General features: G+C 43.8%; 26 protein-coding genes. 25 read left to right on the plus strand and 1 reads right to left on the minus strand.

Features of this window, described 5'->3' with window-relative positions:
* The first annotated feature begins 7 nt into the window (after window positions 1-7).
* The 11 genes from hisC (at window position 8) to ypjB (ending at window position 9,960) form a co-directional block, all read left to right on the plus strand.
* Window positions 8-1,090, plus strand: a complete 1,083-nt coding sequence (gene hisC / locus NYE22_RS10080) for a histidinol-phosphate transaminase (RefSeq protein WP_161986171.1) — start codon at window positions 8-10, stop codon at window positions 1,088-1,090.
* 48 nt (window positions 1,091-1,138) lie between these two features.
* Window positions 1,139-2,254 (plus strand): prephenate dehydrogenase, encoded by a 1,116-nt coding sequence (locus NYE22_RS10085; protein WP_014480118.1) that lies wholly within the window; start codon window positions 1,139-1,141, stop codon window positions 2,252-2,254.
* Window positions 2,255-2,264: 10 nt separating this feature from the next.
* Complete coding sequence (gene aroA, locus NYE22_RS10090; protein WP_031315588.1) at window positions 2,265-3,551, plus strand: 3-phosphoshikimate 1-carboxyvinyltransferase; 1,287 nt, start codon at window positions 2,265-2,267, stop codon at window positions 3,549-3,551.
* Window positions 3,552-3,885: 334 nt separating this feature from the next.
* Window positions 3,886-5,157 carry a tetratricopeptide repeat protein gene (locus tag NYE22_RS10095; RefSeq protein ID WP_021481536.1) on the plus strand — a complete coding sequence of 424 codons (1,272 nt, stop codon included), beginning with the start codon at window positions 3,886-3,888 and terminating at the stop codon, window positions 5,155-5,157.
* A gap of 71 nt (window positions 5,158-5,228) precedes the next feature.
* Window positions 5,229-5,768, plus strand: a complete 540-nt coding sequence (locus NYE22_RS10100) for a ReoY family proteolytic degradation factor (RefSeq protein WP_004399171.1) — start codon at window positions 5,229-5,231, stop codon at window positions 5,766-5,768.
* Window positions 5,769-5,822: 54 nt separating this feature from the next.
* On the plus strand, window positions 5,823-6,269 hold the full coding sequence (locus NYE22_RS10105) for a YpiF family protein (protein WP_014480115.1): 447 nt from the start codon (window positions 5,823-5,825) through the stop codon (window positions 6,267-6,269).
* A 142-nt stretch (window positions 6,270-6,411) separates the two neighbouring features.
* Window positions 6,412-6,915, plus strand: a complete 504-nt coding sequence (locus NYE22_RS10110; protein WP_003230627.1) for a ubiquinol-cytochrome c reductase iron-sulfur subunit — start codon at window positions 6,412-6,414, stop codon at window positions 6,913-6,915.
* Window position 6,916: 1 nt separating this feature from the next.
* On the plus strand, window positions 6,917-7,591 hold the full coding sequence (gene qcrB / locus NYE22_RS10115) for a menaquinol-cytochrome c reductase cytochrome b subunit (protein ID WP_003225560.1): 675 nt from the start codon (window positions 6,917-6,919) through the stop codon (window positions 7,589-7,591).
* 34 nt (window positions 7,592-7,625) lie between these two features.
* Window positions 7,626-8,393, plus strand: coding sequence for a menaquinol-cytochrome c reductase cytochrome b/c subunit (locus NYE22_RS10120; protein WP_003225562.1), 768 nt, complete (start codon window positions 7,626-7,628; stop codon window positions 8,391-8,393).
* A 110-nt stretch (window positions 8,394-8,503) separates the two neighbouring features.
* Window positions 8,504-9,097 (plus strand): DUF1405 domain-containing protein, encoded by a 594-nt coding sequence (locus NYE22_RS10125; RefSeq protein WP_021481535.1) that lies wholly within the window; start codon window positions 8,504-8,506, stop codon window positions 9,095-9,097.
* A gap of 68 nt (window positions 9,098-9,165) precedes the next feature.
* Entirely contained in the window at window positions 9,166-9,960 is a 795-nt protein-coding gene (gene ypjB, locus NYE22_RS10130; protein WP_015251822.1) for a sporulation protein YpjB, read from the plus strand.
* 41 nt (window positions 9,961-10,001) lie between these two features.
* On the opposite strand, the gene NYE22_RS10135 is transcribed toward ypjB, so the two are convergent.
* Window positions 10,002-10,874 carry a YitT family protein gene (locus tag NYE22_RS10135; RefSeq protein ID WP_003230635.1) on the minus strand — a complete coding sequence of 291 codons (873 nt, stop codon included), beginning with the start codon at window positions 10,872-10,874 and terminating at the stop codon, window positions 10,002-10,004.
* A gap of 139 nt (window positions 10,875-11,013) precedes the next feature.
* Between NYE22_RS10135 and NYE22_RS10140 the strand changes: the two genes are divergently transcribed.
* The 14 genes from NYE22_RS10140 to aspB all read left to right on the plus strand — a co-directional run bounded on the left by NYE22_RS10140 (window position 11,014) and on the right by aspB (window position 23,844).
* Window positions 11,014-11,349 (plus strand): nucleotide pyrophosphohydrolase, encoded by a 336-nt coding sequence (locus tag NYE22_RS10140; RefSeq protein WP_004398044.1) that lies wholly within the window; start codon window positions 11,014-11,016, stop codon window positions 11,347-11,349.
* Between the two features lie 11 nt (window positions 11,350-11,360).
* Window positions 11,361-12,164 (plus strand): 4-hydroxy-tetrahydrodipicolinate reductase, encoded by an 804-nt coding sequence (dapB, locus tag NYE22_RS10145; RefSeq protein ID WP_003230638.1) that lies wholly within the window; start codon window positions 11,361-11,363, stop codon window positions 12,162-12,164.
* 15 nt (window positions 12,165-12,179) lie between these two features.
* Window positions 12,180-12,593 carry a methylglyoxal synthase gene (gene mgsA, locus NYE22_RS10150; protein ID WP_032726032.1) on the plus strand — a complete coding sequence of 138 codons (414 nt, stop codon included), beginning with the start codon at window positions 12,180-12,182 and terminating at the stop codon, window positions 12,591-12,593.
* Window positions 12,586-13,296 carry a bacillithiol biosynthesis deacetylase BshB1 gene (bshB1, locus tag NYE22_RS10155; protein WP_015383958.1) on the plus strand — a complete coding sequence of 237 codons (711 nt, stop codon included), beginning with the start codon at window positions 12,586-12,588 and terminating at the stop codon, window positions 13,294-13,296. Before mgsA ends, bshB1 begins: the two co-directional genes overlap by 8 nt.
* A complete protein-coding gene (bshA, locus tag NYE22_RS10160; protein WP_342412500.1) occupies window positions 13,293-14,426 on the plus strand; it encodes an N-acetyl-alpha-D-glucosaminyl L-malate synthase BshA in 1,134 nt (377 codons plus the stop codon). Before bshB1 ends, bshA begins: the two co-directional genes overlap by 4 nt.
* A gap of 4 nt (window positions 14,427-14,430) precedes the next feature.
* Window positions 14,431-15,624, plus strand: a complete 1,194-nt coding sequence (locus NYE22_RS10165) for a CCA tRNA nucleotidyltransferase (protein WP_021481532.1) — start codon at window positions 14,431-14,433, stop codon at window positions 15,622-15,624.
* Window positions 15,609-16,586, plus strand: coding sequence for a bifunctional biotin--[acetyl-CoA-carboxylase] synthetase/biotin operon repressor (locus tag NYE22_RS10170; protein ID WP_003230650.1), 978 nt, complete (start codon window positions 15,609-15,611; stop codon window positions 16,584-16,586). The genes NYE22_RS10165 and NYE22_RS10170 overlap by 16 nt, the downstream gene beginning before the upstream one ends.
* A 245-nt stretch (window positions 16,587-16,831) precedes the next feature.
* Window positions 16,832-17,665: a 3-methyl-2-oxobutanoate hydroxymethyltransferase gene (gene panB / locus NYE22_RS10175; RefSeq protein ID WP_003230652.1), complete on the plus strand. Its 834-nt coding sequence runs from the start codon at window positions 16,832-16,834 to the stop codon at window positions 17,663-17,665.
* A 1-nt stretch (window position 17,666) separates the two neighbouring features.
* Complete coding sequence (gene panC / locus NYE22_RS10180; protein WP_024571841.1) at window positions 17,667-18,527, plus strand: pantoate--beta-alanine ligase; 861 nt, start codon at window positions 17,667-17,669, stop codon at window positions 18,525-18,527.
* Window position 18,528: 1 nt separating this feature from the next.
* On the plus strand, window positions 18,529-18,912 hold the full coding sequence (gene panD, locus NYE22_RS10185; RefSeq protein ID WP_003225586.1) for an aspartate 1-decarboxylase: 384 nt from the start codon (window positions 18,529-18,531) through the stop codon (window positions 18,910-18,912).
* A gap of 125 nt (window positions 18,913-19,037) precedes the next feature.
* Window positions 19,038-21,833: an ATP-dependent DNA helicase DinG gene (gene dinG, locus NYE22_RS10190; protein ID WP_049141287.1), complete on the plus strand. Its 2,796-nt coding sequence runs from the start codon at window positions 19,038-19,040 to the stop codon at window positions 21,831-21,833.
* 142 nt (window positions 21,834-21,975) lie between these two features.
* Window positions 21,976-22,146, plus strand: a complete 171-nt coding sequence (locus NYE22_RS10195) for a YpmA family protein (RefSeq protein ID WP_003225588.1) — start codon at window positions 21,976-21,978, stop codon at window positions 22,144-22,146.
* Between the two features lie 8 nt (window positions 22,147-22,154).
* Entirely contained in the window at window positions 22,155-22,640 is a 486-nt protein-coding gene (gene tseB, locus NYE22_RS10200) for a cell wall elongation/penicillin-binding protein regulator TseB (protein ID WP_014477164.1), read from the plus strand.
* A gap of 22 nt (window positions 22,641-22,662) precedes the next feature.
* Complete coding sequence (gene aspB, locus NYE22_RS10205) at window positions 22,663-23,844, plus strand: aspartate transaminase AspB (protein WP_041849963.1); 1,182 nt, start codon at window positions 22,663-22,665, stop codon at window positions 23,842-23,844.
* The last annotated feature ends 136 nt before the right edge of the window (window positions 23,845-23,980 follow it).

Here is a 23,980-nt window from a genome sequence, read left to right on the forward strand (position 1 = left end):
GACTGATTTGCGTATCAAAGAACATTTAAAACAGCTGAAGCCTTATCAGCCTGGAAAGCCGATTGAAGCAGTGAAATCAGAATATGGCTTGGATAAAGTTGTGAAGCTTGCTTCAAACGAGAATCCTTACGGCTGTTCAGAGGCTGCAAAAGAGGCGCTTCATCATGAGATTCAACAGCTAGCCCTTTACCCGGACGGGTATAGCGCCGCTTTGCGGACAAGGCTCAGTAAGCACCTCGATGTCAGCGAAACATCACTTATTTTCGGCAACGGTTCTGATGAAATCATTCAGATCATCTGCCGGGCATTTCTAAACAATAAAACCAATACGATCACTGCTGTTCCGACTTTTCCGCAATATAAACATAATGCGGTTATTGAAGGTGCTGAAGTACGTGAAATTGCACTTCGTCCCGACGGCTCACATGATTTAGACGCCATGTTAGAAGCCATCGACGAACAGACACAAGTCGTTTGGATATGCAGCCCGAATAATCCGACTGGCACTTATACATCTGAAGGAGAATTACTCGCATTTCTGGAGCGCGTTCCTTCTCGTGTCCTTGTCGTTCTTGACGAAGCATATTATGAATATGTAACAGCAGAGGATTACCCGGAAACTGTGCCGCTCTTAAGCAAGTATTCCAATTTGATGATTTTGCGCACATTTTCAAAGGCATACGGTCTGGCAGCGCTCAGAGTCGGATACGGAATTGCTGACGAGAACCTGATTCGCCAGATTGAGCCGGCGAGAGAGCCGTTTAATACGAGCCGTCTGGGCCAGGCTGCGGCGATTGCCGCACTTGATGATCAAGCGTTTATTGCTTCCTGTGTCGAGCAAAATAATGCAGGCCTTCAGCAGTATTATGATTTTGCGAAAACTCATGGTTTAAAGTGCTACCCTTCACAGACAAATTTTGTGTTAATTGACTTTAAACGTCCTGCTGATGAACTGTTTCAGGCTCTGCTGGAAAAAGGCTATATCGTCCGGTCAGGAAATGCTTTAGGTTTCCCGACATCACTCCGGATTACGATCGGAACAAAAGAGCAAAATGAAGAAATACTTGCCATTTTAGCTGAAATTTTATAAGAGGTGATCAAATATCACCTCTTTAGTCTATAAACCAGGTGATGACGTATGAATCAAATGAAAGATACAATATTGCTCGCCGGTCTCGGATTGATAGGCGGTTCGATTGCCCTAGCCATCAAAAAAAATCATCCCGGCAAACGGATTATCGGAATCGACATCTCTGATGAACAGGCGGTAGCGGCATTAAAATTAGGTGTGATAGACGATCGTGCTGATTCGTTTATTAGCGGTGCGAAAGAGGCAGCTACAGTAATCATTGCGACACCTGTTGAACAAACACTGGTTATGCTTGAAGAGCTGGCTCATTCAGGAATTGAACATGAGCTTTTGATTACGGATGTAGGAAGCACAAAGCAAAAAGTGGTTGATTACGCTGATCAAGTGCTGCCTAGCCGCTATCAATTTGTCGGAGGACATCCGATGGCGGGTTCACATAAATCAGGAGTGGCCGCTGCGAAGGAGTTCCTGTTTGAAAATGCATTTTATATTTTAACGCCAGGCCAGAAAACGGACAAACAAGCTGTGGAACAGTTAAAAAACCTGCTGAAGGGGACGAATGCCCATTTCGTGGAAATGTCGCCCGAGGAGCATGATGGCGTTACAAGTGTAATCAGTCATTTTCCGCATATTGTAGCAGCCAGTCTTGTTCACCAAACCCATCATTCGGAAAACCTGTATCCGCTTGTTAAGCGTTTTGCTGCCGGCGGATTCAGAGATATTACAAGGATTGCATCAAGCAGCCCGGCAATGTGGCGGGATATTTTATTACATAATAAAGATAAAATCTTAGACCGTTTTGATGAGTGGATTCGTGAAATTGACAAGATCCGTACATATGTAGAACAAGAAGATGCGGAAAATCTATTTCGTTATTTTAAAACCGCCAAGGATTATCGCGACGGGCTGCCGCTTCGGCAGAAGGGAGCGATACCTGCATTTTATGATTTATATGTGGATGTACCCGATCATCCGGGTGTAATATCCGAGATAACAGCTATCTTAGCTGCGGAGCGCATCAGTATCACGAATATCCGCATTATCGAAACACGAGAGGATATTAACGGGATTTTAAGGATCAGTTTTCAGTCTGATGACGACCGCAAAAGGGCAGAACAATGCATTGAAGCCCGGGCGGAATATGAAACTTTTTATGCTGATTGAGGTGGAAAAAATGAAACGAGAAAAAGTGCAGACCTTACATGGAGAAATACATATTCCCGGTGATAAATCCATTTCTCACCGCTCTGTTATGTTTGGCGCGCTAGCGGCAGGCACAACAACAGTTAAAAACTTTCTGCCGGGAGCAGATTGTCTGAGCACGATCGATTGCTTTAGAAAAATGGGTGTTCACATTGAGCAAAGCAGCAGCGATGTCGTGATTCACGGAAAAGGAATCGATGCCCTGAAAGAGCCAGAAAGCCTTTTAGATGTCGGAAATTCAGGTACAACCATTCGCCTGATGCTCGGAATATTGGCGGGCCGTCCTTTTTACAGCGCGGTAGCCGGAGATGAGAGCATTGCGAAGCGCCCAATGAAGCGTGTGACTGAGCCTTTGAAAAAAATGGGGGCTAAAATCGACGGCAGAGCCGGCGGAGAGTTTACACCGCTGTCAGTGAGCGGCGCTTCATTAAAAGGAATTGATTATGTATCACCTGTTGCAAGCGCGCAAATTAAATCTGCTGTTTTGCTGGCCGGATTACAGGCTGAGGGCACAACAACTGTCACAGAGCCCCATAAATCTCGGGACCACACTGAGCGGATGCTTTCTGCTTTTGGCGTTAAGCTTTCTGAAGATCAAACGAGTGTTTCCATAGCTGGTGGCCAGAAACTGACAGCTGCTGATATTTTTGTTCCTGGAGACATTTCTTCAGCCGCGTTTTTCCTTGCTGCTGGCGCGATGGTTCCAAACAGCAGAATTGTATTGAAAAACGTAGGTTTAAATCCGACTCGGACAGGTATTATTGACGTCCTTCAAAACATGGGGGCAAAACTTGAAATCAAACCATCTGCTGATAGCGGTGCAGAGCCTTATGGAGATTTGATTATAGAAACGTCATCTCTAAAAGCAGTTGAAATCGGAGGAGATATCATTCCGCGTTTAATTGATGAGATCCCTATCATCGCGCTTCTTGCGACTCAGGCGGAAGGAACTACCGTTATTAAGGACGCGGCAGAGCTAAAAGTGAAAGAAACAAACCGTATTGATACTGTTGTTTCTGAGCTTCGCAAGCTGGGTGCTGAAATTGAACCGACAGCAGATGGAATGAAGGTTTATGGCAAACAAACGTTGAAAGGCGGCGCGGCAGTGTCCAGCCACGGAGATCATCGAATCGGAATGATGCTTGGTATTGCTTCCTGTATAACGGAGGAGCCGATTGAAATCGAGCACACGGATGCCATTCACGTTTCTTATCCAACCTTCTTCGAGCATTTAAATAAGCTTTCGAAAAAATCCTGAAGTTTTACTTCAGGATTTTTTATGCAGATCATAATTCGAGGCGAAAAAACATAGCTTGTCTTATAGAGGGGATAGAAAAACAAAAAGGGGGGATGTGCTTTACTTACAAGCCGGCAGGTCAAAGAGCTGCTTTACTGTACAGAGGGCGATCTTCCTTTTTTCATTTTCTATCTCAAGATCTTTTGGTAAACTAATAAGACTCAATAATTCCCTTCCGTACAGAAGCATCTTATTTGCCGGGGGCATTCGTCTGAATTATGATAAGATTAACCCGAACAAATAAAGCTTTTTTGTATGGTTGATGTTGTATAGGAAAAGAAAGGACCGGTCCGATTTGAATACATTGATTCAAGAAGCCATAAAATTAGTTGAAGCAGGTGAAACAGAAAAAGGCCTCAACACGCTCTCGAAGGCTGAAAAACAGCTGCATGATGAAGATAAAGCCATTGCAGCCCAGCTTTATTACGAGTGGGGCGATGTAGAAAAAGCAATTTCACTGATTAGTGATCTACATGATTTATATCCAAATGAAACAGAACTGACGAATTTCTACGCTGAACTTTTAATAGATATTGACGAAGAAGAAAAAGCCCTCGCTGTGCTGGAGACTATTCCGGAAACAGATCCATCATATCCGGAAAGTTTGCTGCTTATGGCGGATCTTTATCAGATGCAGGGGTTATTCGAAGTCAGTGAACAAAAGCTTTTACAGGCAAAGTCCATTCTGGACAATGAACCTGTTATTGATTTTGCACTGGGAGAACTTTACTTTGCTCAGGGAGCCTATGCAAAAGCGGTTCAATATTTTAAAACAACGGCTGAGGAGCAGAGTGAGATCGGAGGCGTTAATGTCCATCAAAGACTGGCAGAATCGTTAAGTGCCTCAGGTGAATTTGAGGATGCCATTCCATGGTATGAGAAAGCTGTCGATGAGAATCCTGATCCTAATACGATTTTCGGCTATGGTTTTACAGCCTTACAGGCGGGGCTTGTGAAAACAGCTATTAAGCAGCTGTCTGATTTAAAGGAGCTTGATCCATCTTATACTTCACTTTATATGCCGCTCTCGAAAAGCTATGAAGCTGAAGGGATGTATGAAGAGGCATTAAAAACGGCAAAAGAGGGGATCAGATATGATGAATATAACAAAGAACTTTTCCTTTATGCCGCCAAAATGGCCTTAAAAATCGGGAAGTCAGAAGAGGGGAAAAAGCTGCTTCAGGAGGCGCTTGCGCTTGATCCGGGCTTTGTCGAGGCGCTTCATACACTTCTTGCCGTGTATCACAAAGAAGAGGATTATGATCAGATCATTGATCTTATTCAAGAGGTTCGAAGCTACGGTGAAGAAGATCCGAAATACAATTGGTATCTTGCAAGCGCATATACTGAATTAGAGCAATACGAGGAAGCAAAACAATCCTTTGAGGCTGCCTATCTTCATTATCGGGAGGATAGAGATTTCTTATATGAATACGCAAGCTTCCTATTAGAAGAAGGCCTTCAAAAAGAAGCGCTGCCGCTTTTGAAAAAGGTTCTTGAAATGGACGGAGCCAATGAAGAGCTTGAAGAAACGATTTTGCGAATCGAGGATGAATTTTCTAGATAAGCAGGAATATTAACCATTCATGTGGAACATATAAGTATATAGATTATACGAACGATAGAGGAGGGAATTACATGCAGACCCCTGTTTCTGTCAATGAGAAAAAAGATTTTATCCGTTGGTTTTTAAACCATTATCAGTTAAAGCGCCGAGAGTGCGTTTGGATCTTGAACTACTTAATGAGCCATGATTCTCTCATGGAGAAGGTTCATTTTGTGGAGCAGGCTGAATTTTGCCCGAGAGGCATTATAATGTCAACACATTGTGTTGAAGAAGTTCCGTTCCGGTTCTATAAAGAGAATGTCATGACTACCGACGCGGAAAAATCTTTTCATGATATTAGATTAAATAAACAGCAGGATTTGTTTATCCAGCTTAATTTCCGTTCGGCTTACAGCTCACCTGAATATGCGGCGGTGCTGGAGTCCAACCCGCATATTCCGAAAAACCTTTTTGAGAATAAAAAAGATCAGGGATTGGCGGAACAGATTTTAGAGCACGCTATTTCCACATTCCAAAGAGAAAAATTATTAAAAGACATTGACGACGCGTTAGATCGTCATGATAAAGAGGCATTTGAACAATTATCGCGCCAATTAAATCAGCTCACATAATATGACCAGCCTTGCAGTGAATTGCAAGGCTTGTTGCCGTAAAGGGGGAGAACGATGAGGTGGAGAATCACTGATGCCAAGGACTATTTACAAGCTAAGGATTACATTGATACCGCTGTCATACCATTAATTAACATAAGGGTTAATAACCATTTTAAAATGGCGGCGGAGAAAGGCGAGTTTACGCAGCTTCTCTCAGAAGAACTTGAAAGGCAGTTAAAGGGACGGGTATATTTACTTCCGCCTTATACATATGTTGATAGAAATGAAATAACCGTTCAAGGGCTTAAGGATTTGCGGGAAGAGCTGATAACGGAATTTCCGCATGTTGTCCTGCTCACATCTGACGAAAGTTGGAGAGCTGAGGATGCGTTAGGCAAAATGATTGTTACACCGTCTGTTCCATTAGAGCATTTAAATGACTCTTTAAAAAGAAAAATATTGGATGAACGCACTGCTGAAATTTTGAACGTTTTGTTACAGTTATGGAGCACTTCATAAAAACACTTACATTTCCTTATGAACAATATTTTGGCTATATTGACCTTGCTGAGAGATTCATATATTATGAGGGTGTCTAGAGTTATTGCAATATTTTCTATTTTAGTCAGTTTGCAGGGGTGACCTAGAGGGGGGAGAAGAGATGGGCGGAAAACATGATATATCCAGACGTCAATTTTTGAATTACACGCTCACAGGCGTAGGAGGTTTTATGGCGGCTAGTATGCTCATGCCTATGGTTCGCTTCGCACTCGACCCGGTATTAAAATCGACAGGGAAGCAGGATATGGTTCAGGTTGTCAGCGTTGATGAGTTGACAAAAGAGCCGCAGCGCTTTGATTTTAAAATTAATCAAGTCGATGCCTGGTATGAGTCAGAAGAGTCAAGATCAGCCTGGGTCTTCAAAAACGGGGATGAAATTGTAGCACTTTCGCCAATTTGTAAACATTTAGGGTGTACGGTGAACTGGAATAGTGATCCTAAAAACCCGAATAAATTCTTTTGTCCATGCCATTACGGACTCTATGAAAAGGACGGCACCAATGTCCCTGGCACGCCGCCGCTTGCGCCTCTTGATCATTATGAGCAAGAAGTAAAAGACGGCTTCCTGTATCTTGGAAAAGCAAAGCCTAAGGGGGAAGGGTGACATGCTGAACAAAATTTATGACTGGGTAGACGAGCGGCTTGATATTACACCGATGTGGAGGGATATTGCCGATCACGAAGTACCGGAACATGTGAATCCCGCCCATCATTTCTCTGCGTTTGTGTATTGCTTTGGGGGACTGACGTTTTTTGTAACCGTTATCCAAGTATTATCTGGAATGTTTTTAACGATGTATTATGTGCCTGATATCAAAAATGCCTGGGAATCGGTATATTATTTGCAAAATGAAGTGGCATTCGGCCAGATTGTCAGGGGGATGCACCACTGGGGTGCGAGCCTGGTCATTGTGATGATGTTTTTACATACGCTGAGGGTCTTTTTCCAAGGCGCGTATAAAAAACCGCGCGAGCTGAACTGGATTGTCGGTGTGCTGATCTTTTTTGTTATGCTCGGTCTTGGCTTTACAGGCTACTTGCTTCCTTGGGATATGAAGGCTCTGTTTGCAACAAAAGTCGGGCTGCAGATCGCCGAAGCCACGCCTTTGATCGGAACGCAAGTTAAAACGCTCCTTGCAGGGCATCCGGATATTGTAGGCGCCCAAACGCTGACTAGGTTTTTTGCGATCCATGTATTTTTTCTTCCTGCCGCATTGTTCGGGCTGATGGCTGCACATTTTATTATGATCCGGAAGCAGGGGATTTCAGGACCGCTTTAAACTCTTGATCTGCGAATAAAAGGGAGGGGATGACATGCACCGGGGCAAAGGGATGAAATTTGTAGGCGACTCAAGGATACCGGCTGAAAAAAAGCCGAATATACCGAAGGATTATTCGGAGTATCCCGGTAAAACAGAGGCTTTCTGGCCAAATTTCTTGTTAAAGGAATGGATGGTTGGAGCTGTCTTTCTCATCGGTTTTCTCGTTTTGACGATTGTGCATCAGCCGCCTTTGGAGCGGATGGCGGACCCGACTGATACTGGTTATATTCCGCTGCCGGATTGGTATTTTCTTTTCTTATACCAGCTGTTGAAATATGAATACGCCGCTGGAAGCTTTACAGTGGTCGGCGCCATGATTATGCCAGGTCTCGCTTTTGGGGCCCTGCTATTGGCTCCATTCCTAGACAGAGGGACAGAAAGAAGGCCGTGGAAGCGTCCGGTCGCTGTCGGTATGATGCTTCTGGCCATTTCCGCTGCTGTATTTTTGACGTGGCAGTCAGTTGCTACTCATGACTGGGCCAAGGCAGAAGAACAGGGGAAAATTACAAAAGAAGCCGACATTGACACCAATGCAGAAGGATATAAGGTTTTTAAGGAACAGGGCTGTATTTCTTGCCATGGGGATAACCTTCAGGGAGGAGCGGCCGGGCCTTCATTGGTTGACAGCGGGCTGAAACCGGATGAAATCAAAAAAATAGCTGTAGAAGGGAAAGGCAAAATGCCGGCGGGTGTGTTCAAAGGAAATGATAAGCAACTCGAAGAACTTGCAAAATTTATTTCTGAAACAACCGCAAAATAACGTATTGTGAATTGTCAAATGGAAGGATATACTTTTATTATCAAAAGCTGACCCGGCGTCAGCTTTTTTATATGGACATATTATTTTTACAGACTGAGAGTTGATTCGATGTGAAATGGTTTCAATATGTATTAGGGCAGCGGCCGATGCTTATTCTTGTCTTAGCCATTAATTTTCTGGGAACGGTTTACGGCTACTATTGGTACTTGCCGCAGCTTTTGGAGACACCGGCCCGTTTCCTGATTTTTGTTCCGGACAGTCCCACAGCAACGTTTTTCTTTCTGTTTGTGCTGCTTGCCTTTCTCATGAAACGGAATGCTCCGTTCTTTGAGGCGCTTGCGCTAGTTACCCTCGTAAAGTATGGCCTATGGGCGGTGGCTATGAATTTTCTTGTGCTTGCAGTAACTGGTGACTTGCCGTGGGAGGGCTACATGCTAATTGCTTCGCATTTTGCAATGGCAGTTCAAGGCGTATTATACAGTCCGTATTTTCGTTTTTCATTTTGGCATCTTGCAATTGCTGCAGTCTGGACACTGCATAACGATGTCATTGACTACTTGTTTGATATGATGCCGCGATATTCAATGCTTTCTGATTATATGACTGAAATAGGATACGGAACATTTTGGCTAAGCATCTTCTCAATCGCGCTTGCTTACTTTCTTGTGGTCTCAAAAAAGCAAACGAAGCTTGAGCTGATGTAAAGACAATGTTGGTCTATCCTTGTCCCTTTCTTCATATTCTGTAAGGAGAGAGAGTGGGAGGGACCTGCATGAAACGAAAGCTGACGATCTGTTTGTTGATTGCACTTATTTTTTATAATGGAAATGCCAAGGCTGCAGAGCGGGGAAGCCTCGAGGAATTGAATGATTTATCCGATACAGTCTTTCAAATGACCCGACAGGCGAAATATGAAGAGGCGCTTCAAGTCTTGGAGTATTTTGAAAAAACATTAAAATCCGCTGAGAAAAAACAGCAAGACCCCATGCTAACGGGAGCCCAAATTCGTCAAATCACATTGGGCTATAATGATATGGTTCGGAGTTTAAAGCAAGCTGATACATCAGACACACAAAAACTCAGAGCAGCCGCGCAGTTCAGGATGCTGATGGATGCGGTTGACAATCGGTCTGACCCGCTATGGGGCTCACTGGAAAAACCGATTATGGAAGCTTTTACTGAGCTGAAGCGAGATGTCCAAAAGAATGGAAGCACAAGCTTTCATGAAAAATGGAATGAATTTATCAGTTTATATGACTTGATTTACCCCAGTCTTACAATCGATGTATCAGAGGATCAGCTTGAAACAGTCGGAAAACATATAGACGTCATTGAGCAAGAGGAATTTCAGCAAATGACAGAGAGCACGAAGCTTGAACGGCTTTCCCTTCTTCAGCATGACCTGAAAAATGTGTTTGACAGGGTGGAGGAGGATGATGCCGATCCGTCTTTACTCTGGGTGATGATTACAACCGGCAGTATCATCATTACTGCTCTTACCTATGTCGGTTACAGAAAGTACAAGGCGGAAAAAAACAAGCTGAAAAAAAGGGACTACCCTAAATAAGGATGAGGGGCGGCGGTCAGCCGCCTTTTTTCTATTACATGTCAGCGCGGAAGCGGATTTTTATTTTCATCAAGCGTAAATCCTTCTCCGAGCACATCGTGAACATCGCTTACCGCTACAAAGGCATGGGGATCAATGGAGTTAATCACGCTTTTCAGCATCACCAATTCGTTTTTCGGCACCACACAATAAAGTACATCTATATCCTCTTTTGTGTAGGAACCTTGTCCTTTCAAAATGGTGACGCCTCGTTCCATTTCTTCAAGAATCTTTTTCTGAATCAGGTCGTTTTTCGAAGAGATGATCGTAGCGCCTTTAGCAGCGTATCCGCCTTCCTGAATAAAATCGATTAATCTTGCCGCTACAAATACAGCTACCAGCGTATACATCGCTTCTTTATAGGAGAGATAAGTAAGCAAAGACAAAATGATGACGCAGGCATCGAAAGCAAACATCGTTCTGCCCATCGGGATCCCAAAATACTTATTCACTAAACGTGCGATGATATCAACACCGCCTGTCGTTCCGCCGAACTTGAAAATAATTCCCAGTCCGGCTCCGATGAATACGCCGGCAAATAAAGCGGCGAGCGCTAAGTCGTGCTGAAGGGGCATATGTATTTCATATCGCTGAAAGATGCTGAGGAACAAAGACAATGCTACAGTGCCGACAAGGGTATAAACAAACATTGTCCTGCCGAGCAAACGCCAGCCAATAAAAAAAATCGGAATGTTCAACACCAGGTTCGAGATAGAGGGGCTGATGTGGAAAAGGGCATAAAGCAAAAGTGTAATACCTGTAAAACCGCCCTCAGCCAGATTGTTCTGCATATTGAAATGAACCAAGCCAAATGAAAAAATTGCCGCTCCGATTAAAATAAAAAATATGTTTTTTAATCTAATTTCTCCAAGCATCACACAAAACCCCTTTTCCTTCCATTAGATAGCGTTTATATTATAGTGGATGAAAAAGAAAACAGCAAACGTGCTTAAACATTTGTCAAACGTATCTGAATTAGCTAACATGTAAGAGGATGATAGGAGGTTTCGTTCAGTGAGTGATAAAACAATGAAAGACATACAGGCTGAAGTAGACCGTTACATCGGCCAATTTAAAGAAGGATATTTCAGCCCGCTGGCCATGATGGCGAGGCTGACTGAAGAACTGGGCGAGCTTGCCAGAGAAGTGAATCACCGTTATGGAGAAAAACCAAAAAAAGCGACTGAAGATGATAAAAGCATGGAAGAGGAAATGGGCGATGTGCTATTTGTATTGGTTTGTTTAGCCAACTCCCTTGATATCTCTTTAGAGGAAGCCCACGACCGAGTCATGCATAAATTTAATACAAGAGATAAAGATCGCTGGACCAGAAAAGAAGAAGGAAAGTAGAGGAGATCGAGATGTCAAACGAAACAATTAAAGTAGTCATTGCGGGACCGCGTGGAAGAATGGGGCAGGAAGCTGTTAAATTGGCAGAACGAACACCTCATTTTGACCTTGTCGGGGCCATAGACCATACATACGATCAGCAAAAATTATCTGATGTGATGCCTGTTGAGTCAGATGCTTTCATTTACACAGATATCCATGCCTGCTTTACAGAAACACAACCGGATGTTTTGATTGATTTAACAACGCCCGAAATCGGAAAAGTACATACAAAAATTGCATTAGAGCACGGAGTCCGTCCAGTTGTCGGAACAACCGGTTTCTCAGAAGCTGATTTAAAAGAGCTCACGTCTTTAACAGAAGAAAAAGGGATCGGAGCCATCATTGCGCCAAATTTTGCGCTCGGTGCGATACTGATGATGAAATTTTCAAAAATGGCTGCCAACTATTTTGAGGATGTTGAGATTATTGAGCTTCATCATGACCAGAAGCTTGACGCACCAAGCGGAACTGCGCTTAAAACAGCGGAAATGATTTCAGAAGTCCGTAAAGAAAAGCAGCAAGGACATCCGGATGAAAAAGAAATTCTCCCAGGAGCAAGAGGAGCGGAGCAAAACGGCATTCGCTTGCACAGCGTCCGTCTTCCGGGACTGATCGCGCATCAGGAGGTCATGTTCGGCATGGATGGCCAAACGCTTCAGATACGCCATGATTCTTATAACCGTGCTTCTTTCATGTCAGGCGTTAAACTGTCAGTCGAACAAGTCATGAAGATTGATCAGCTTGTGTACGGTTTAGAAAATATCATTGATTAGACGGGGGGATAAACAATGAAAATTGCTTTGATCGCGCATGACAAGAAAAAACAGGATATGGTTCAATTTACGACTGCCTATCGGGATATTTTAAAGAATCATGATCTATACGCAACCGGAACCACAGGGTTGAAAATTCAAGAGGCGACAGGTCTTAAAATTGAACGTTTTCAATCCGGCCCTTTAGGGGGAGACCAGCAAATCGGTGCACTGATCGCTGCCAATGCACTCGATCTTGTCATTTTTTTGCGCGACCCGCTGACCGCGCAGCCGCATGAACCGGATGTCTCGGCATTAATCCGGTTATGTGATGTGTATTCCATTCCGCTCGCCACAAATATGGGTACTGCGGAAATTCTCGTCCGCACACTTGATGAAGGTGTTTTCGAATTCCGTGACCTTCTTCGGGGAGAAGAGCCGAATGTATAATGCTGACGTTCTTGCTTTTGGCGCCCACAGTGATGATGTCGAGATCGGAATGGGCGGCACAATAGCGAAGTTTGTCAAACAGGAAAAAAAAGTAATGATATGCGATTTGACAGAAGCGGAACTCTCTTCTAACGGTACGGTCAGTTTGCGTAAAGAAGAAGCAGCTGAAGCAGCCCGCATATTAGGCGCAGATAAAAGAATTCAGCTAACGCTTCCAGACCGCGGCCTAATAATGAGTGATCAGGCAATTCGGTCGATTGTCACTGTCATCAGAACCTGTCGGCCAAAAGCGGTTTTTATGCCGTATAAAAAGGATCGCCATCCGGATCACGGCAATGCGGCTGCACTGGTGGAAGAAGCGATCTTTTCCGCCGGAATCCATAAATATAAAGACGAAAAAAGCCTTCCGGCGCATAAAGTCAGCAAGGTTTACTATTATATGATAAATGGTTTTCATCAGCCGGATTTTGTTATTGATATCTCGGATACAATAGAGGCAAAGAAACAAAGCCTCAACGCCTACAAAAGCCAGTTTATCCCGTCAAAGGATTCCGTTTCTACTCCTCTGACGAATGGGTATATTGAAATCGTTGAAGCGAGAGAAAAGCTTTACGGTAAAGAAGCGGGCGTGGAGTATGCCGAAGGTTTCTTTTCCAAACGGATGCTGATGCTTGATCATGATGTGCTTGGGGGCGAACAATGAGAAAACTAAAAATAGGAATCACATGCTATCCGAGCGTTGGAGGCTCAGGTATCATTGCGACAGAACTGGGGAAGCAGCTTGCTGAAAAGGGACATGAAATCCATTTCATCACATCAAGCATTCCGTTTAGACTGAATACATATCATCCCAATATTCATTTTTATGAAGTTGAGGTTAATCAATATGCTGTTTTTAAGTATCCTCCGTATGATTTGACATTGGCAAGCAAAATCGCAGAGGTGGCGGAACGGGAGAATTTAGACATTATCCATGCTCACTATGCTCTCCCGCATGCCGTTTGCGCCTATCTTGCAAAACAAATGCTGAAACGCAATATCGGCATTGTTACCACTTTGCATGGCACGGATATCACGGTGTTAGGTTATGATCCGTCTCTAAAAGATCTGATCCGTTTTGCCATTGAGTCATCAGACAGGGTGACTGCCGTCTCCTCAGCGCTTGCGGCTGAAACATACGATTTAATTAAACCGGAGAAAAAAATTGAAACGATTTATAACTTTATAGACGAGCGTGTGTATCTGAAGAAAAACACAGCGGCAATTAAAGAGAAACATGGAATTTTACCAGATGAAAAAGTCGTCATCCATGTGTCCAACTTCAGAAAAGTTAAACGCGTGCAGGATGTCATCCGTGTGTTCCGCAATATCGCTGGCAAAACGAAAGCGAAGCTGCTTTTAGTCGGAGACGGTCCGGAGAAATCGACAGCCTGCGAGCTTATCAGAAAATATGGCTTGGAAGACCAAGTCTTAATGCTTGGAAATCAAGACCGTGTTGAAGAGCTTTATTCTATTAGCGATTTGAAGCTGCTGCTATCTGAAAAAGAAAGCTTCGGTCTTGTCCTGCTTGAAGCGATGGCTTGCGGAGTGCCTTGTATCGGAACAAACATTGGCGGTATCCCTGAGGTTATTAAAAACAATGTGAGCGGATTTTTGGTGGATGTCGGTGATGTTGCGGCTGCAACAGCCCGCGCGATGAGCATTTTAGAAGATGAACAGCTAAGCAATCGTTTTACAAAGGCGGCAATAGAGATGCTTGAAAATGAATTTTCTTCCCAAAAAATTGTCAGCCAGTATGAACAGATTTATGGCGATTTAGCAGAACCGGAGTGATCACATGGAAAAAGTTTTTATCAAAGCACTTCCCGTGCTCCGCATCTTAATCGAAGCGGGCCATCAGGCTTATTTTGTCGGGGGCGCAGTTCGTGACAGCTATATGAAACGAACGATCGGAGATGTCGATATCGCGACAGATGCGGCACCTGATCAAGTAGAACGGCTGTTTCAACGAACTGTTGATGTAGGCAAAGAGCACGGGACCATTATTGTGCTCTGGGAGGATGAAACCTATGAAGTCACGACATTCCGGACTGAATCTGATTATGTTGATTTCAGAAGACCGTCAGAAGTGCAATTTATCTCATCATTAGAAGAGGATCTAAAACGAAGAGATTTAACGATCAATGCGATGGCCATGACAGCGGACGGGAAGGTGCTTGATTATTTTGGCGGCAAGAAAGATATTGATCAGAAAGTGATTCGAACCGTTGGAAAGCCTGAGGATAGATTTCAAGAGGATGCGCTTCGTATGCTGAGAGCCGTACGCTTTATGAGTCAGCTTGGCTTTACGCTTTCACCGGAAACAGAAGAAGCCATTGCGAAAGAAAAATCACTCCTCTCCCATGTTTCAGTCGAACGAAAAACTATAGAGTTCGAGAAATTGCTGAAGGGAAGAGCTTCTCGCCAGGCGCTTCAAACGCTCATTCAAACGAGATTGTATGAAGAGCTTCCTGGTTTTTATCATAAACGAGAAAACCTGATTTCAACGAGTGAGTTTCCATTCTTCTCTTTAACATCCCGTGAGGAGCTTTGGGCTGCTCTTTTAATTAACCTTGGCATAGTTTTAAAAGACGCGCCCCTTTTCCTGAAAGCCTGGAAGCTCCCGGGAAAAGTGATCAAGGAAGCCATTCACATTGCCGATACGTTTGGCCAGAGCCTTGACGCAATGACAATGTACAGAGCTGGGGAAAAAGCACTGCTCTCAGCGGCCAAAATATCGCAGCTTCGTCAAAACGAAAAACTGGATGAAAAGAAACTGAAGGACATTCAGTACACTTATCAAAACCTGCCGATCAAAAGCCTTAAGGATCTTGATATCACGGGTAAGGACTTGCTTGCGCTTCGAAACCAGCCGGCCGGAAAATGGGTGTCGGAAGAATTACAGCGGATCGAGCAGGCTGTTGTGACAGGGAAGCTCTCCAATCAAAAGAAACACATAGAGGAGTGGCTGAAGACATGCGGTCAACATTAAGAAAAGACCTTATTGAATTATTTTCTCAGGCCGGCAATGAATTTATTTCCGGCCAAAAAATCAGTGATGCTCTCGGCTGTTCAAGAACTGCTGTGTGGAAGCATATTGAAGAGCTTCGGAAAGAGGGTTATGAAGTAGAAGCCGTTAGAAGAAAGGGATATCGGCTCATCAAAAAGCCCGGAAAACTCAGTGAAAGCGAAATTCGTTTTGGATTAAAAACGGAAGTGATGGGCCAGCATCTTATTTACCATGACGTTCTTTCAAGCACGCAAAAAACGGCTCATGAGCTCGCGAATAATAACGCACCGGAAGGCACCCTCGTGGTGGCTGACAAACAAACAGCCGGAAGGGGCCGAATGTCTAGGGTATGGCATTCTCAAGAAGGAAACGGTGTTTGGATGAGCCTGATTTTGCGGCCTGACATTCCGCTCCAAAAAACACCGCAGCTGACTCTTCTTGCTGCAGTAGCTGTTGTGCAGGGAATAGAAGAGGCAGCAGGCATCCAAACGGATATTAAATGGCCAAATGATATTTTGATTAACGGAAAAAAAACAGTCGGTATTCTAACGGAAATGCAGGCTGAAGAAGACCGCGTACGTTCAGTGATCATTGGGATCGGCATTAACGTTAACCAGCAGCCTAATGATTTTCCAGATGAATTGAAGGACATCGCGACAAGCCTCAGCCAAGCTGCTGGGGAAAAAATTGATCGGGCCGGCGTCATCCAGCATATTTTACTATGCTTTGAGAAACGGTACCGGGATTATATGACGCACGGATTTACGCCGATTAAGCTTTTATGGGAAAGCTATGCGCTCGGTATTGGCACTAATATGAGAGCCAGAACGTTAAACGGAACCTTTTACGGGAAGGCGTTAGGTATAGATGATGAAGGCGTTCTGCTTTTAGAAACGAACGAAGGCATTAAAAAAATCTATTCTGCCGATATCGAATTGGGCTAATGTGTTGGTACAAGCCCGTTGATTTTGGTATACTTCCATTGGGCAGTATCGCCTGCGAACTGCACCTATTATTAAAATAGATAGACATTGCAGCAGTCTGCCTTGATCCAAAAAAGGACTGGGACAGAGGGATGAAACTCGCCGAACTTTAGAAAGTGAAGAATCCTTCTCGTTGTAACGGAAGGTTTTTTGGCTTGCAGAAGAAAACGGCAGATCATCTCCTCTAAACATGAGGAGGAGAAAACATGAAAACAAAACTGGATTTTCTAAAAATGAAGGAGTCTGAAGAACCGATTGTCATGCTGACCGCTTATGATTATCCGGCAGCTAAACTTGCTGAACAAGCGGGAGTTGACATGATTTTAGTCGGTGATTCACTTGGAATGGTCGTCCTCGGCCTTGATTCAACTGTCGGTGTGACAGTTGCGGACATGATTCATCATACAAAAGCCGTTAAAAGGGGTGCGCCGAATACCTTTATTGTGACAGATATGCCGTTTATGTCTTATCACCTATCTAAGGAAGATACGCTGAAAAATGCAGCGGCTATCGTTCAGGAAAGCGGAGCTGACGCACTGAAGCTTGAGGGCGGAGAAGGCGTGTTTGAATCCATTCGCGCATTGACGCTTGGAGGCATTCCAGTAGTCAGTCACTTAGGTTTGACACCGCAGTCAGTCGGCGTACTGGGCGGCTATAAAGTACAGGGCAAAGACGAACAAAGCGCCAAAAAATTAATAGAAGACAGTATAAAATGCGAAGAAGCAGGAGCTATGATGCTTGTGCTGGAATGTGTGCCGGCAGAACTCACAGCCAAAATTGCCGAGACGCTAAGCATACCGGTCATTGGAATCGGTGCTGGTGTGAAAGCGGACGGACAAGTTCTCGTTTATCATGATATTATTGGCCACGGTGTTGAGAGAACACCTAAATTTGTAAAGCAATATACGCGCATTGATGAAACCATCGAAACAGCAATCAGCGGATATGTTCAGGATGTAAGACATCGTGCTTTCCCTGAACAAAAGCATTCCTTTCAAATGAACCAGACAGTGCTGGACGGCTTGTACGGGGGAAAATAAGATGAGACAGATTACTGATATTTCACAGTTGAAAGAAGCCATAAAACAATATCATTCAGAGGGCAAGTCAATCGGATTTGTCCCGACGATGGGGTTTCTGCATGAGGGCCATCTAACCTTAGCAGACAAAGCAAGACAAGAAAACGACGCCGTTATTATGAGTATTTTTGTGAATCCTGCACAATTCGGCCCTAATGAAGATTTTGAAGCATATCCGCGCGATATTGAGCGGGATGCAGCTCTTGCAGAAAACGCCGGAGTCGATATTTTATTTACGCCAGATGCTCATGATATGTATCCCGGTGAAAAGAATGTCACGATTCATGTAGAAAGACGCACAGACGTGTTATGCGGGCGCTCAAGAGAAGGACATTTTGACGGGGTCGCGATCGTACTGACGAAGCTTTTCAACCTAGTCAAGCCGACTCGTGCCTATTTCGGTTTAAAGGATGCGCAGCAGGTAGCTGTTGTTGATGGGTTAATCAGTGACTTCTTCATGGATATTGAATTGGTTCCTGTCGATACGGTCAGAGAGGAAGACGGCTTAGCTAAAAGCTCTCGCAATGTATACTTAACAGCTGAGGAAAGAAAAGAAGCGCCTAAGCTGTATCGGGCCCTTCAAACAAGTGCGGAGCTGATCCAAGCCGGTGAAAGAGATCCTGAAGCGGTGATAAAAGCTGCAAAAGAAATCATTGAAACGACTAGCGGAACCATAGACTATGTAGAGCTTTATTCCTATCCGGAACTCGAGCCTGTGAATGAAATTGCTGGAAAGATGATTCTCGCTGTTGCAGTTGCTTTTTCAAAAGCGCGTTTAATAGATAATATCATTATTGATATTCGAGAAATGGAGAGAATATAATATGTATCGAACAATGATGAGCGGCAAGCTTCACAGGGCAACTGTTACGGAAGCAAACCTGAACTATGTGGGAAGCATTACAATTGATGAAGATCTCATTGATGCTGTGGGAATGCTTCCTAATGAAAAAGTACAAATTGTGAATAATAATAATGGAGCACGTCTTGAAACGTATATTATTCCTGGTAAACGGGGAAGCGGCGTCATATGCTTAAACGGTGCAGCCGCACGCCTTGTGCAGGAAGGAGATAAGGTCATTATTATTTCCTACAAAATGATGTCTGATCAAGAAGCGGCAAGCCACGAGCCGAAAGTGGCTGTTCTGAATGATCAAAACAAAATTGAACAAATGCTGGGGAACGAACCAGCCCGTACAATTTTGTAGAAGAAAAGCCCCCTTTATCGGGGGTTTTCTTTTAAGATTTTGAGAGTAAAACGGTTTTGCCGCTCCATTTCCGTACAAAACGTGTTACACTTTTGTCGTATGCAAGAATTGAGGTGTCCATTTTAATGAATAAGCAACGGTTCGTTGTTATAGATGTAGAGACAACAGGGAATTCGCCGAAGAAAGGCGATAAAATCATACAAATCGCAGCGGTTGTAATCGAAAATGGACAAATTACTGAGCGGTTTTCAAAATACATTAATCCAAATAAATCAATCCCTGCTTTTATTGAGCAGCTTACTGGAATCTCTAATCAAATGGTCGAGAATGAACAGCCATTTGAAGCAGTTGCTGAAGAAGTATTCCAATTGCTTGACGGCGCTTATTTTGTCGCACACAATATCCATTTTGACCTTGGATTTGTCAAGTATGAGCTACATAAGGCGGGCTTTCAGCTCCCAGATTGTGAAGTGCTTGATACTGTCGAGCTCTCACGTATTGTTTTTCCGGGATTTGAAGGGTATAAGCTGACGGAATTAAGCGAGGAGCTTCAGCTGCGGCATGATCAGCCGCACCGGGCTGACAGCGATGCTGAAGTGACAGGGCTTATTTTTTTGGAAATCCTTGAAAAGCTGCGGCAGCTTCCTTATCCGACATTAAAGCAGTTAAGAAGGCTTTCGCAGCATTTCATCAGTGATCTGACGCATTTGTTGGATATGTTCATTAATGAAAACAGACATACCGAGATACCGGGCTATACGCGCTTTTCTTCGTTTTCTGTCAGAGAACCTGAAGCTATCGATGTTCGTATAAATGAGGACGAGAACTTCTCATTTGAGATCGAAAGCTGGGAAGCGGGAAATGAAAAAGCGCTGTCAGAGTTAATGCCTGGGTATGAAAAAAGAGACGGCCAAATGATGATGATGAGAGAGGTGGCTGATGCGTTTGCCAATCGTGAGCATGCGCTGATTGAAGCTCCTCCAGGCATCGGAAAAACGATTGGCTATCTTATTCCGGCTGCGCTTTTTGCCAAGAAATCAAAAAAGCCGGTCATAATCAGCACGTATTCGACGCTTTTACAGCAGCAGATTCTCACAAAGGATTTGCCGATTGTCCAAGATCTGTTTCCATTTCCGGTAACAGCGGCGATTTTAAAAGGGCAATCGCATTATTTATGCCTGTATAAATTTGAGCAGGTGCTTCATGAAGAAGATGATAATTATGATGCCGTACTGACAAAGGCACAGCTTCTCGTTTGGCTGACAGAGACAAATACAGGAGATGTAGCGGAACTGAATTTGCCTTCAGGCGGAAAATTGCTGTGGGACAGATTGGCTTATGACGATGACTCCTATAAAAGAAGTCGCAGTGAGCATGTGATCGGTTTTTACGAGCGGGCCAAACAGATTGCTTTGCGTTCCGATTTGGTGATCACCAATCATTCTCTTTTGCTGACCGATGAAGGCAGCCAGAAAAAAAGGCTTCCCGAAAGCGGCACATTTATTATTGATGAAGCACACCATTTTGAACGTGCGGCAAGCGAACATTTAGGGAAAAGAGCTACGTACATAGAATTGCATACGAAATTGAGCAGAATCGGCACTCTGAAGGAGCAGGGACTTCTAAAAAAGATGAGACAGCTATTCCAGCGAAACAGCCTGCCGGTTGATTCATTTTTCGAATTGGAAGAGTGGCTTCAGCATGTTCAAGCAGAAAGTGATGCTTTCTTCAGCTCTGTACATTCTTTTGTCAAACGAAGAAAACCTAAAGAAGACTTAAACCGTCTAGTGTTTAAGGTGAACAAAGAAAGCCAGGATAAAAGCTGGTCGATCTTAACAGATGGTGCGGAGAGGCTTTGTTCCATGCTGACACATTTGCAGCAGCTTTTTGAGGCGCAGTCATCCCTGATGGAAAAACATTTGAAGGGTATGAAGAGCAAAACCGTCTTTTTAGCCGATGAATACCAAAGAAGCATGAAAGGCTTGCAGCATTACTGTCAGACGTTGCAGAAGCTCTTCTTTGGGTCTGATGACGATGAAGCGGTTTGGATTGAAATAGATGCAAAGGGTGCGAAAAATGCAGTGGCCATTTACGCACAGCCTCTTGAACCTGGTGAACTTCTGGCTGATCAGTTTTTCGCGCGCAAAAATAGTGTGGTGCTGACATCTGCAACCCTTACAGTCGAAGGTTCTTTTCAATTTATGATTGAACGACTGGGACTGAGTGACTTTTTCCCGCGGACAATGAGAATTGAGTCACCTTTTTCTTACGATGAGCGTATGCAGGTGATGATTCCAAAGGAAATGAAATCAATTCAGGATACAGGACAACCTGAATTTATACAGGATACAGCCCGTTATATCGAACTGATGGCAAAGGAAAAACAGCCTAAAATTCTTGTGCTGTTTACATCCCATGATATGTTGAAAAAGGTTCACCAGGAGCTCAAGCATAACATGAGTGCTTCCGGCATTCAGCTCTTGGCACAAGGGATTACAGGCGGAAGTCCCGGCAAACTGATGAAGACTTTTAAAACATCCAATCAGGCGATCCTGCTCGGAACAAATCATTTTTGGGAAGGCGTTGATTTCCCTGGTGATGAACTGACAACAGTAATGATCGTGAGGCTCCCATTCCGGTCCCCTGATCACCCGCTTCATGCTGCAAAATGTGAGTTTGCCCGCAAAAAAGGAAAGAATCCGTTTCAAACAGTGTCATTACCGGAAGCTGTGCTGACCTTCAGGCAAGGAATCGGACGCTTGCTGCGTTCTGCGGGAGACAAGGGAACGATTATGATATTGGACAGACGGATTAAAACCGCTGGTTACGGCCGGCTGTTTCTTGATGCCTTGCCGACAACCTCAGTATCCGAAATGACTGACAGCGAGCTTGAAGCTTATGTTGCAGGGGAAAAAGAATAAAAGCCGCATAAAGCGGCTTTTGCGGTGTGGGAGTAGGATGGTGTTTTATTTAAAAGCGGATTTCCCGCTCTGTGATACTAGTATGGCGTGTCCTGAAATGGAGTATGACTAACAATATTTGTTCAAACTGGAGGATGAAAAAATGGAAAGTAAAATCGAAATTCTTTCAACAATTAATGTAGAGCATTCTGATGATCTGTATAAAATTGTGGACACATTGAATCGTACATTGAAAAGAGACAATCTGATGTTCGGCCTTGCGCTGGATGAAGAAAACAAAAACCAAGCCGTTTTTACCATTTATCGTACGTAGGTGAGAAGATGAGAAAAAAAGCATTAATATTTACCGTCATTTTTGGTATTATTTTTTTAGCAGTACTTCTTGTCTCGGCAAGCATTTATAAATCAGCCATGGCACAAAAGGAAGAGGGGCACGAAGCAGCAGCTGCTGAAGCTAAAAAAGAAACCGATCTCGCCAATGTTGATCAAGTCGAAACATTTGTCGGAAAAGAAAAATATTATGTTGTAAAGGGAACGGATAAAAAAGGCACTGCATTATATGTCTGGGTTCCTGCCGATAAAAAAGCAAAAATTCTCTCAAAAGAAGCGAAAGAGGGAATCTCTGAAGACAAAGCGGCGAAAATCATAAAGGATGAAGGGCTGGTTTCAAAGCAAAAAGAGGTTCATCTGGCAAGAGAAGGAAACGTCCTGCTTTGGGAAGTGACGTACTTAGACAAAGAAGGGCAATACAGTTTAAGTTATGTGGACTTTACAACTGGAAAGATTCTCAAAAATATCACGCCTTAAGACGAATTAGGGGGAGTTCAAGTTGAAACTGGCAAAAAGAGTATCCGCATTAACACCATCAACCACACTGGCAATCACAGCGAAAGCGAAAGAACTGAAAGCCGCAGGCCATGATGTCATCGGCTTAGGAGCAGGCGAACCTGACTTCAATACACCGCAGCATATTATTGATGCCGCTGTGCGTTCGATGAACGAGGGCCATACGAAATACACGCCTTCCGGTGGTTTGGCTGAACTGAAAAACAGCATTGCAGAGAAATTTAAACGCGACCAGAATATTGAATACAAACCGTCTCAAATTATTGTCTGCACTGGTGCCAAACATGCTCTGTATACCCTTTTCCAAGTGATTTTGGATGAAGAAGATGAAGTTATTATTCCAACGCCTTACTGGGTAAGCTACCCGGAGCAGGTGAAACTCGCTGGCGGAAAGCCTGTTTATGTAGAAGGGCTTGAAGAAAATCACTTCAAAATTTCGCCTGAGCAGCTGAAAAATGCAATTACGGAAAAAACAAAAGCAATCGTTATTAACTCTCCAAGCAACCCGACTGGTGTCATGTATACGGAAGAAGAACTATCTGCGCTCGGTGAAGTGTGCCTTGAACATGATATCTTGATTGTGTCAGATGAAATTTATGAAAAACTTACATACGGCGGAAAGAAACATGTTTCCATTGCACAGCTGTCAGACAGACTGAAAGAGCAAACGGTCATTATAAACGGCGTATCGAAGTCCCACAGCATGACAGGCTGGAGAATCGGTTATGCGGCAGGCTCTGAAGACATTATTAAAGCGATGACGAACCTTGCAAGCCACAGCACGTCAAACCCGACATCAATCGCACAATACGGAGCGATTGCTGCTTATAACGGGCCTTCTGAGCCATTGGAAGAAATGAGAGAAGCATTTGAACATAGATTAAATACGATCTATGCAAAGCTCATAGAAATCCCAGGGTTCAGCTGTGTGAAGCCGGAAGGTGCTTTTTACTTGTTCCCAAATGCAAAAGAGGCAGCTCACTCTTGCGGTTTCAAAGATGTAGATGAATTTGTTAAAGCGCTTCTCGAGGAGGAAAAAGTTGCGATTGTTCCAGGATCCGGATTTGGCTCTCCTGAGAATGTCCGTCTTTCTTATGCAACATCGTTAGATCTTCTTGAAAAAGCCATTGAAAGAATCAAGCGTTTTGTAGAAAAACATAGCTAACAGATCAAAAAGCGGCTGACAGAAAAGCCGCTTTTTATCTGCATTGACCCGGTTAGTTAAGAGCGGGTATAATAAAGTGATGATAAAAGAGTTCGCGGGGCAATGAGCTTCCGAATGTCTTTCTTGTTTTGGAGGG

This window comes from Bacillus sp. FSL K6-1560, from assembly GCF_038592935.1.
Taxonomy (GTDB): domain Bacteria; phylum Bacillota; class Bacilli; order Bacillales; family Bacillaceae; genus Bacillus; species Bacillus subtilis.

Bases quoted from the DNA above. Each gene is read 5' to 3' on its own strand.
- NYE22_RS10085 (WP_014480118.1), top strand. From the start codon at position 1,139: ATGAATCAAATGAAAGATACAATATTGCTCGCCGGTCTCGGATTGATA.
- aroA (WP_031315588.1), top strand. From the start codon at position 2,265: ATGAAACGAGAAAAAGTGCAGACCTTACATGGAGAAATACATATTCCC.
- NYE22_RS10100 (WP_004399171.1), top strand. From the start codon at position 5,229: ATGCAGACCCCTGTTTCTGTCAATGAGAAAAAAGATTTTATCCGTTGG.
- NYE22_RS10105 (WP_014480115.1), top strand. From the start codon at position 5,823: ATGAGGTGGAGAATCACTGATGCCAAGGACTATTTACAAGCTAAGGAT.
- NYE22_RS10110 (WP_003230627.1), top strand. From the start codon at position 6,412: ATGGGCGGAAAACATGATATATCCAGACGTCAATTTTTGAATTACACG.
- qcrB (WP_003225560.1), top strand. From the start codon at position 6,917: ATGCTGAACAAAATTTATGACTGGGTAGACGAGCGGCTTGATATTACA.
- NYE22_RS10120 (WP_003225562.1), top strand. From the start codon at position 7,626: ATGCACCGGGGCAAAGGGATGAAATTTGTAGGCGACTCAAGGATACCG.
- ypjB (WP_015251822.1), top strand. From the start codon at position 9,166: ATGAAACGAAAGCTGACGATCTGTTTGTTGATTGCACTTATTTTTTAT.
- NYE22_RS10135 (WP_003230635.1), bottom strand. From the start codon at position 10,874: ATGCTTGGAGAAATTAGATTAAAAAACATATTTTTTATTTTAATCGGA.
- dapB (WP_003230638.1), top strand. From the start codon at position 11,361: ATGTCAAACGAAACAATTAAAGTAGTCATTGCGGGACCGCGTGGAAGA.
- mgsA (WP_032726032.1), top strand. From the start codon at position 12,180: ATGAAAATTGCTTTGATCGCGCATGACAAGAAAAAACAGGATATGGTT.
- bshB1 (WP_015383958.1), top strand. From the start codon at position 12,586: ATGTATAATGCTGACGTTCTTGCTTTTGGCGCCCACAGTGATGATGTC.
- bshA (WP_342412500.1), top strand. From the start codon at position 13,293: ATGAGAAAACTAAAAATAGGAATCACATGCTATCCGAGCGTTGGAGGC.
- NYE22_RS10165 (WP_021481532.1), top strand. From the start codon at position 14,431: ATGGAAAAAGTTTTTATCAAAGCACTTCCCGTGCTCCGCATCTTAATC.
- NYE22_RS10170 (WP_003230650.1), top strand. From the start codon at position 15,609: ATGCGGTCAACATTAAGAAAAGACCTTATTGAATTATTTTCTCAGGCC.
- panB (WP_003230652.1), top strand. From the start codon at position 16,832: ATGAAAACAAAACTGGATTTTCTAAAAATGAAGGAGTCTGAAGAACCG.
- panC (WP_024571841.1), top strand. From the start codon at position 17,667: ATGAGACAGATTACTGATATTTCACAGTTGAAAGAAGCCATAAAACAA.
- panD (WP_003225586.1), top strand. From the start codon at position 18,529: ATGTATCGAACAATGATGAGCGGCAAGCTTCACAGGGCAACTGTTACG.
- dinG (WP_049141287.1), top strand. From the start codon at position 19,038: ATGAATAAGCAACGGTTCGTTGTTATAGATGTAGAGACAACAGGGAAT.
- NYE22_RS10195 (WP_003225588.1), top strand. From the start codon at position 21,976: ATGGAAAGTAAAATCGAAATTCTTTCAACAATTAATGTAGAGCATTCT.
- tseB (WP_014477164.1), top strand. From the start codon at position 22,155: ATGAGAAAAAAAGCATTAATATTTACCGTCATTTTTGGTATTATTTTT.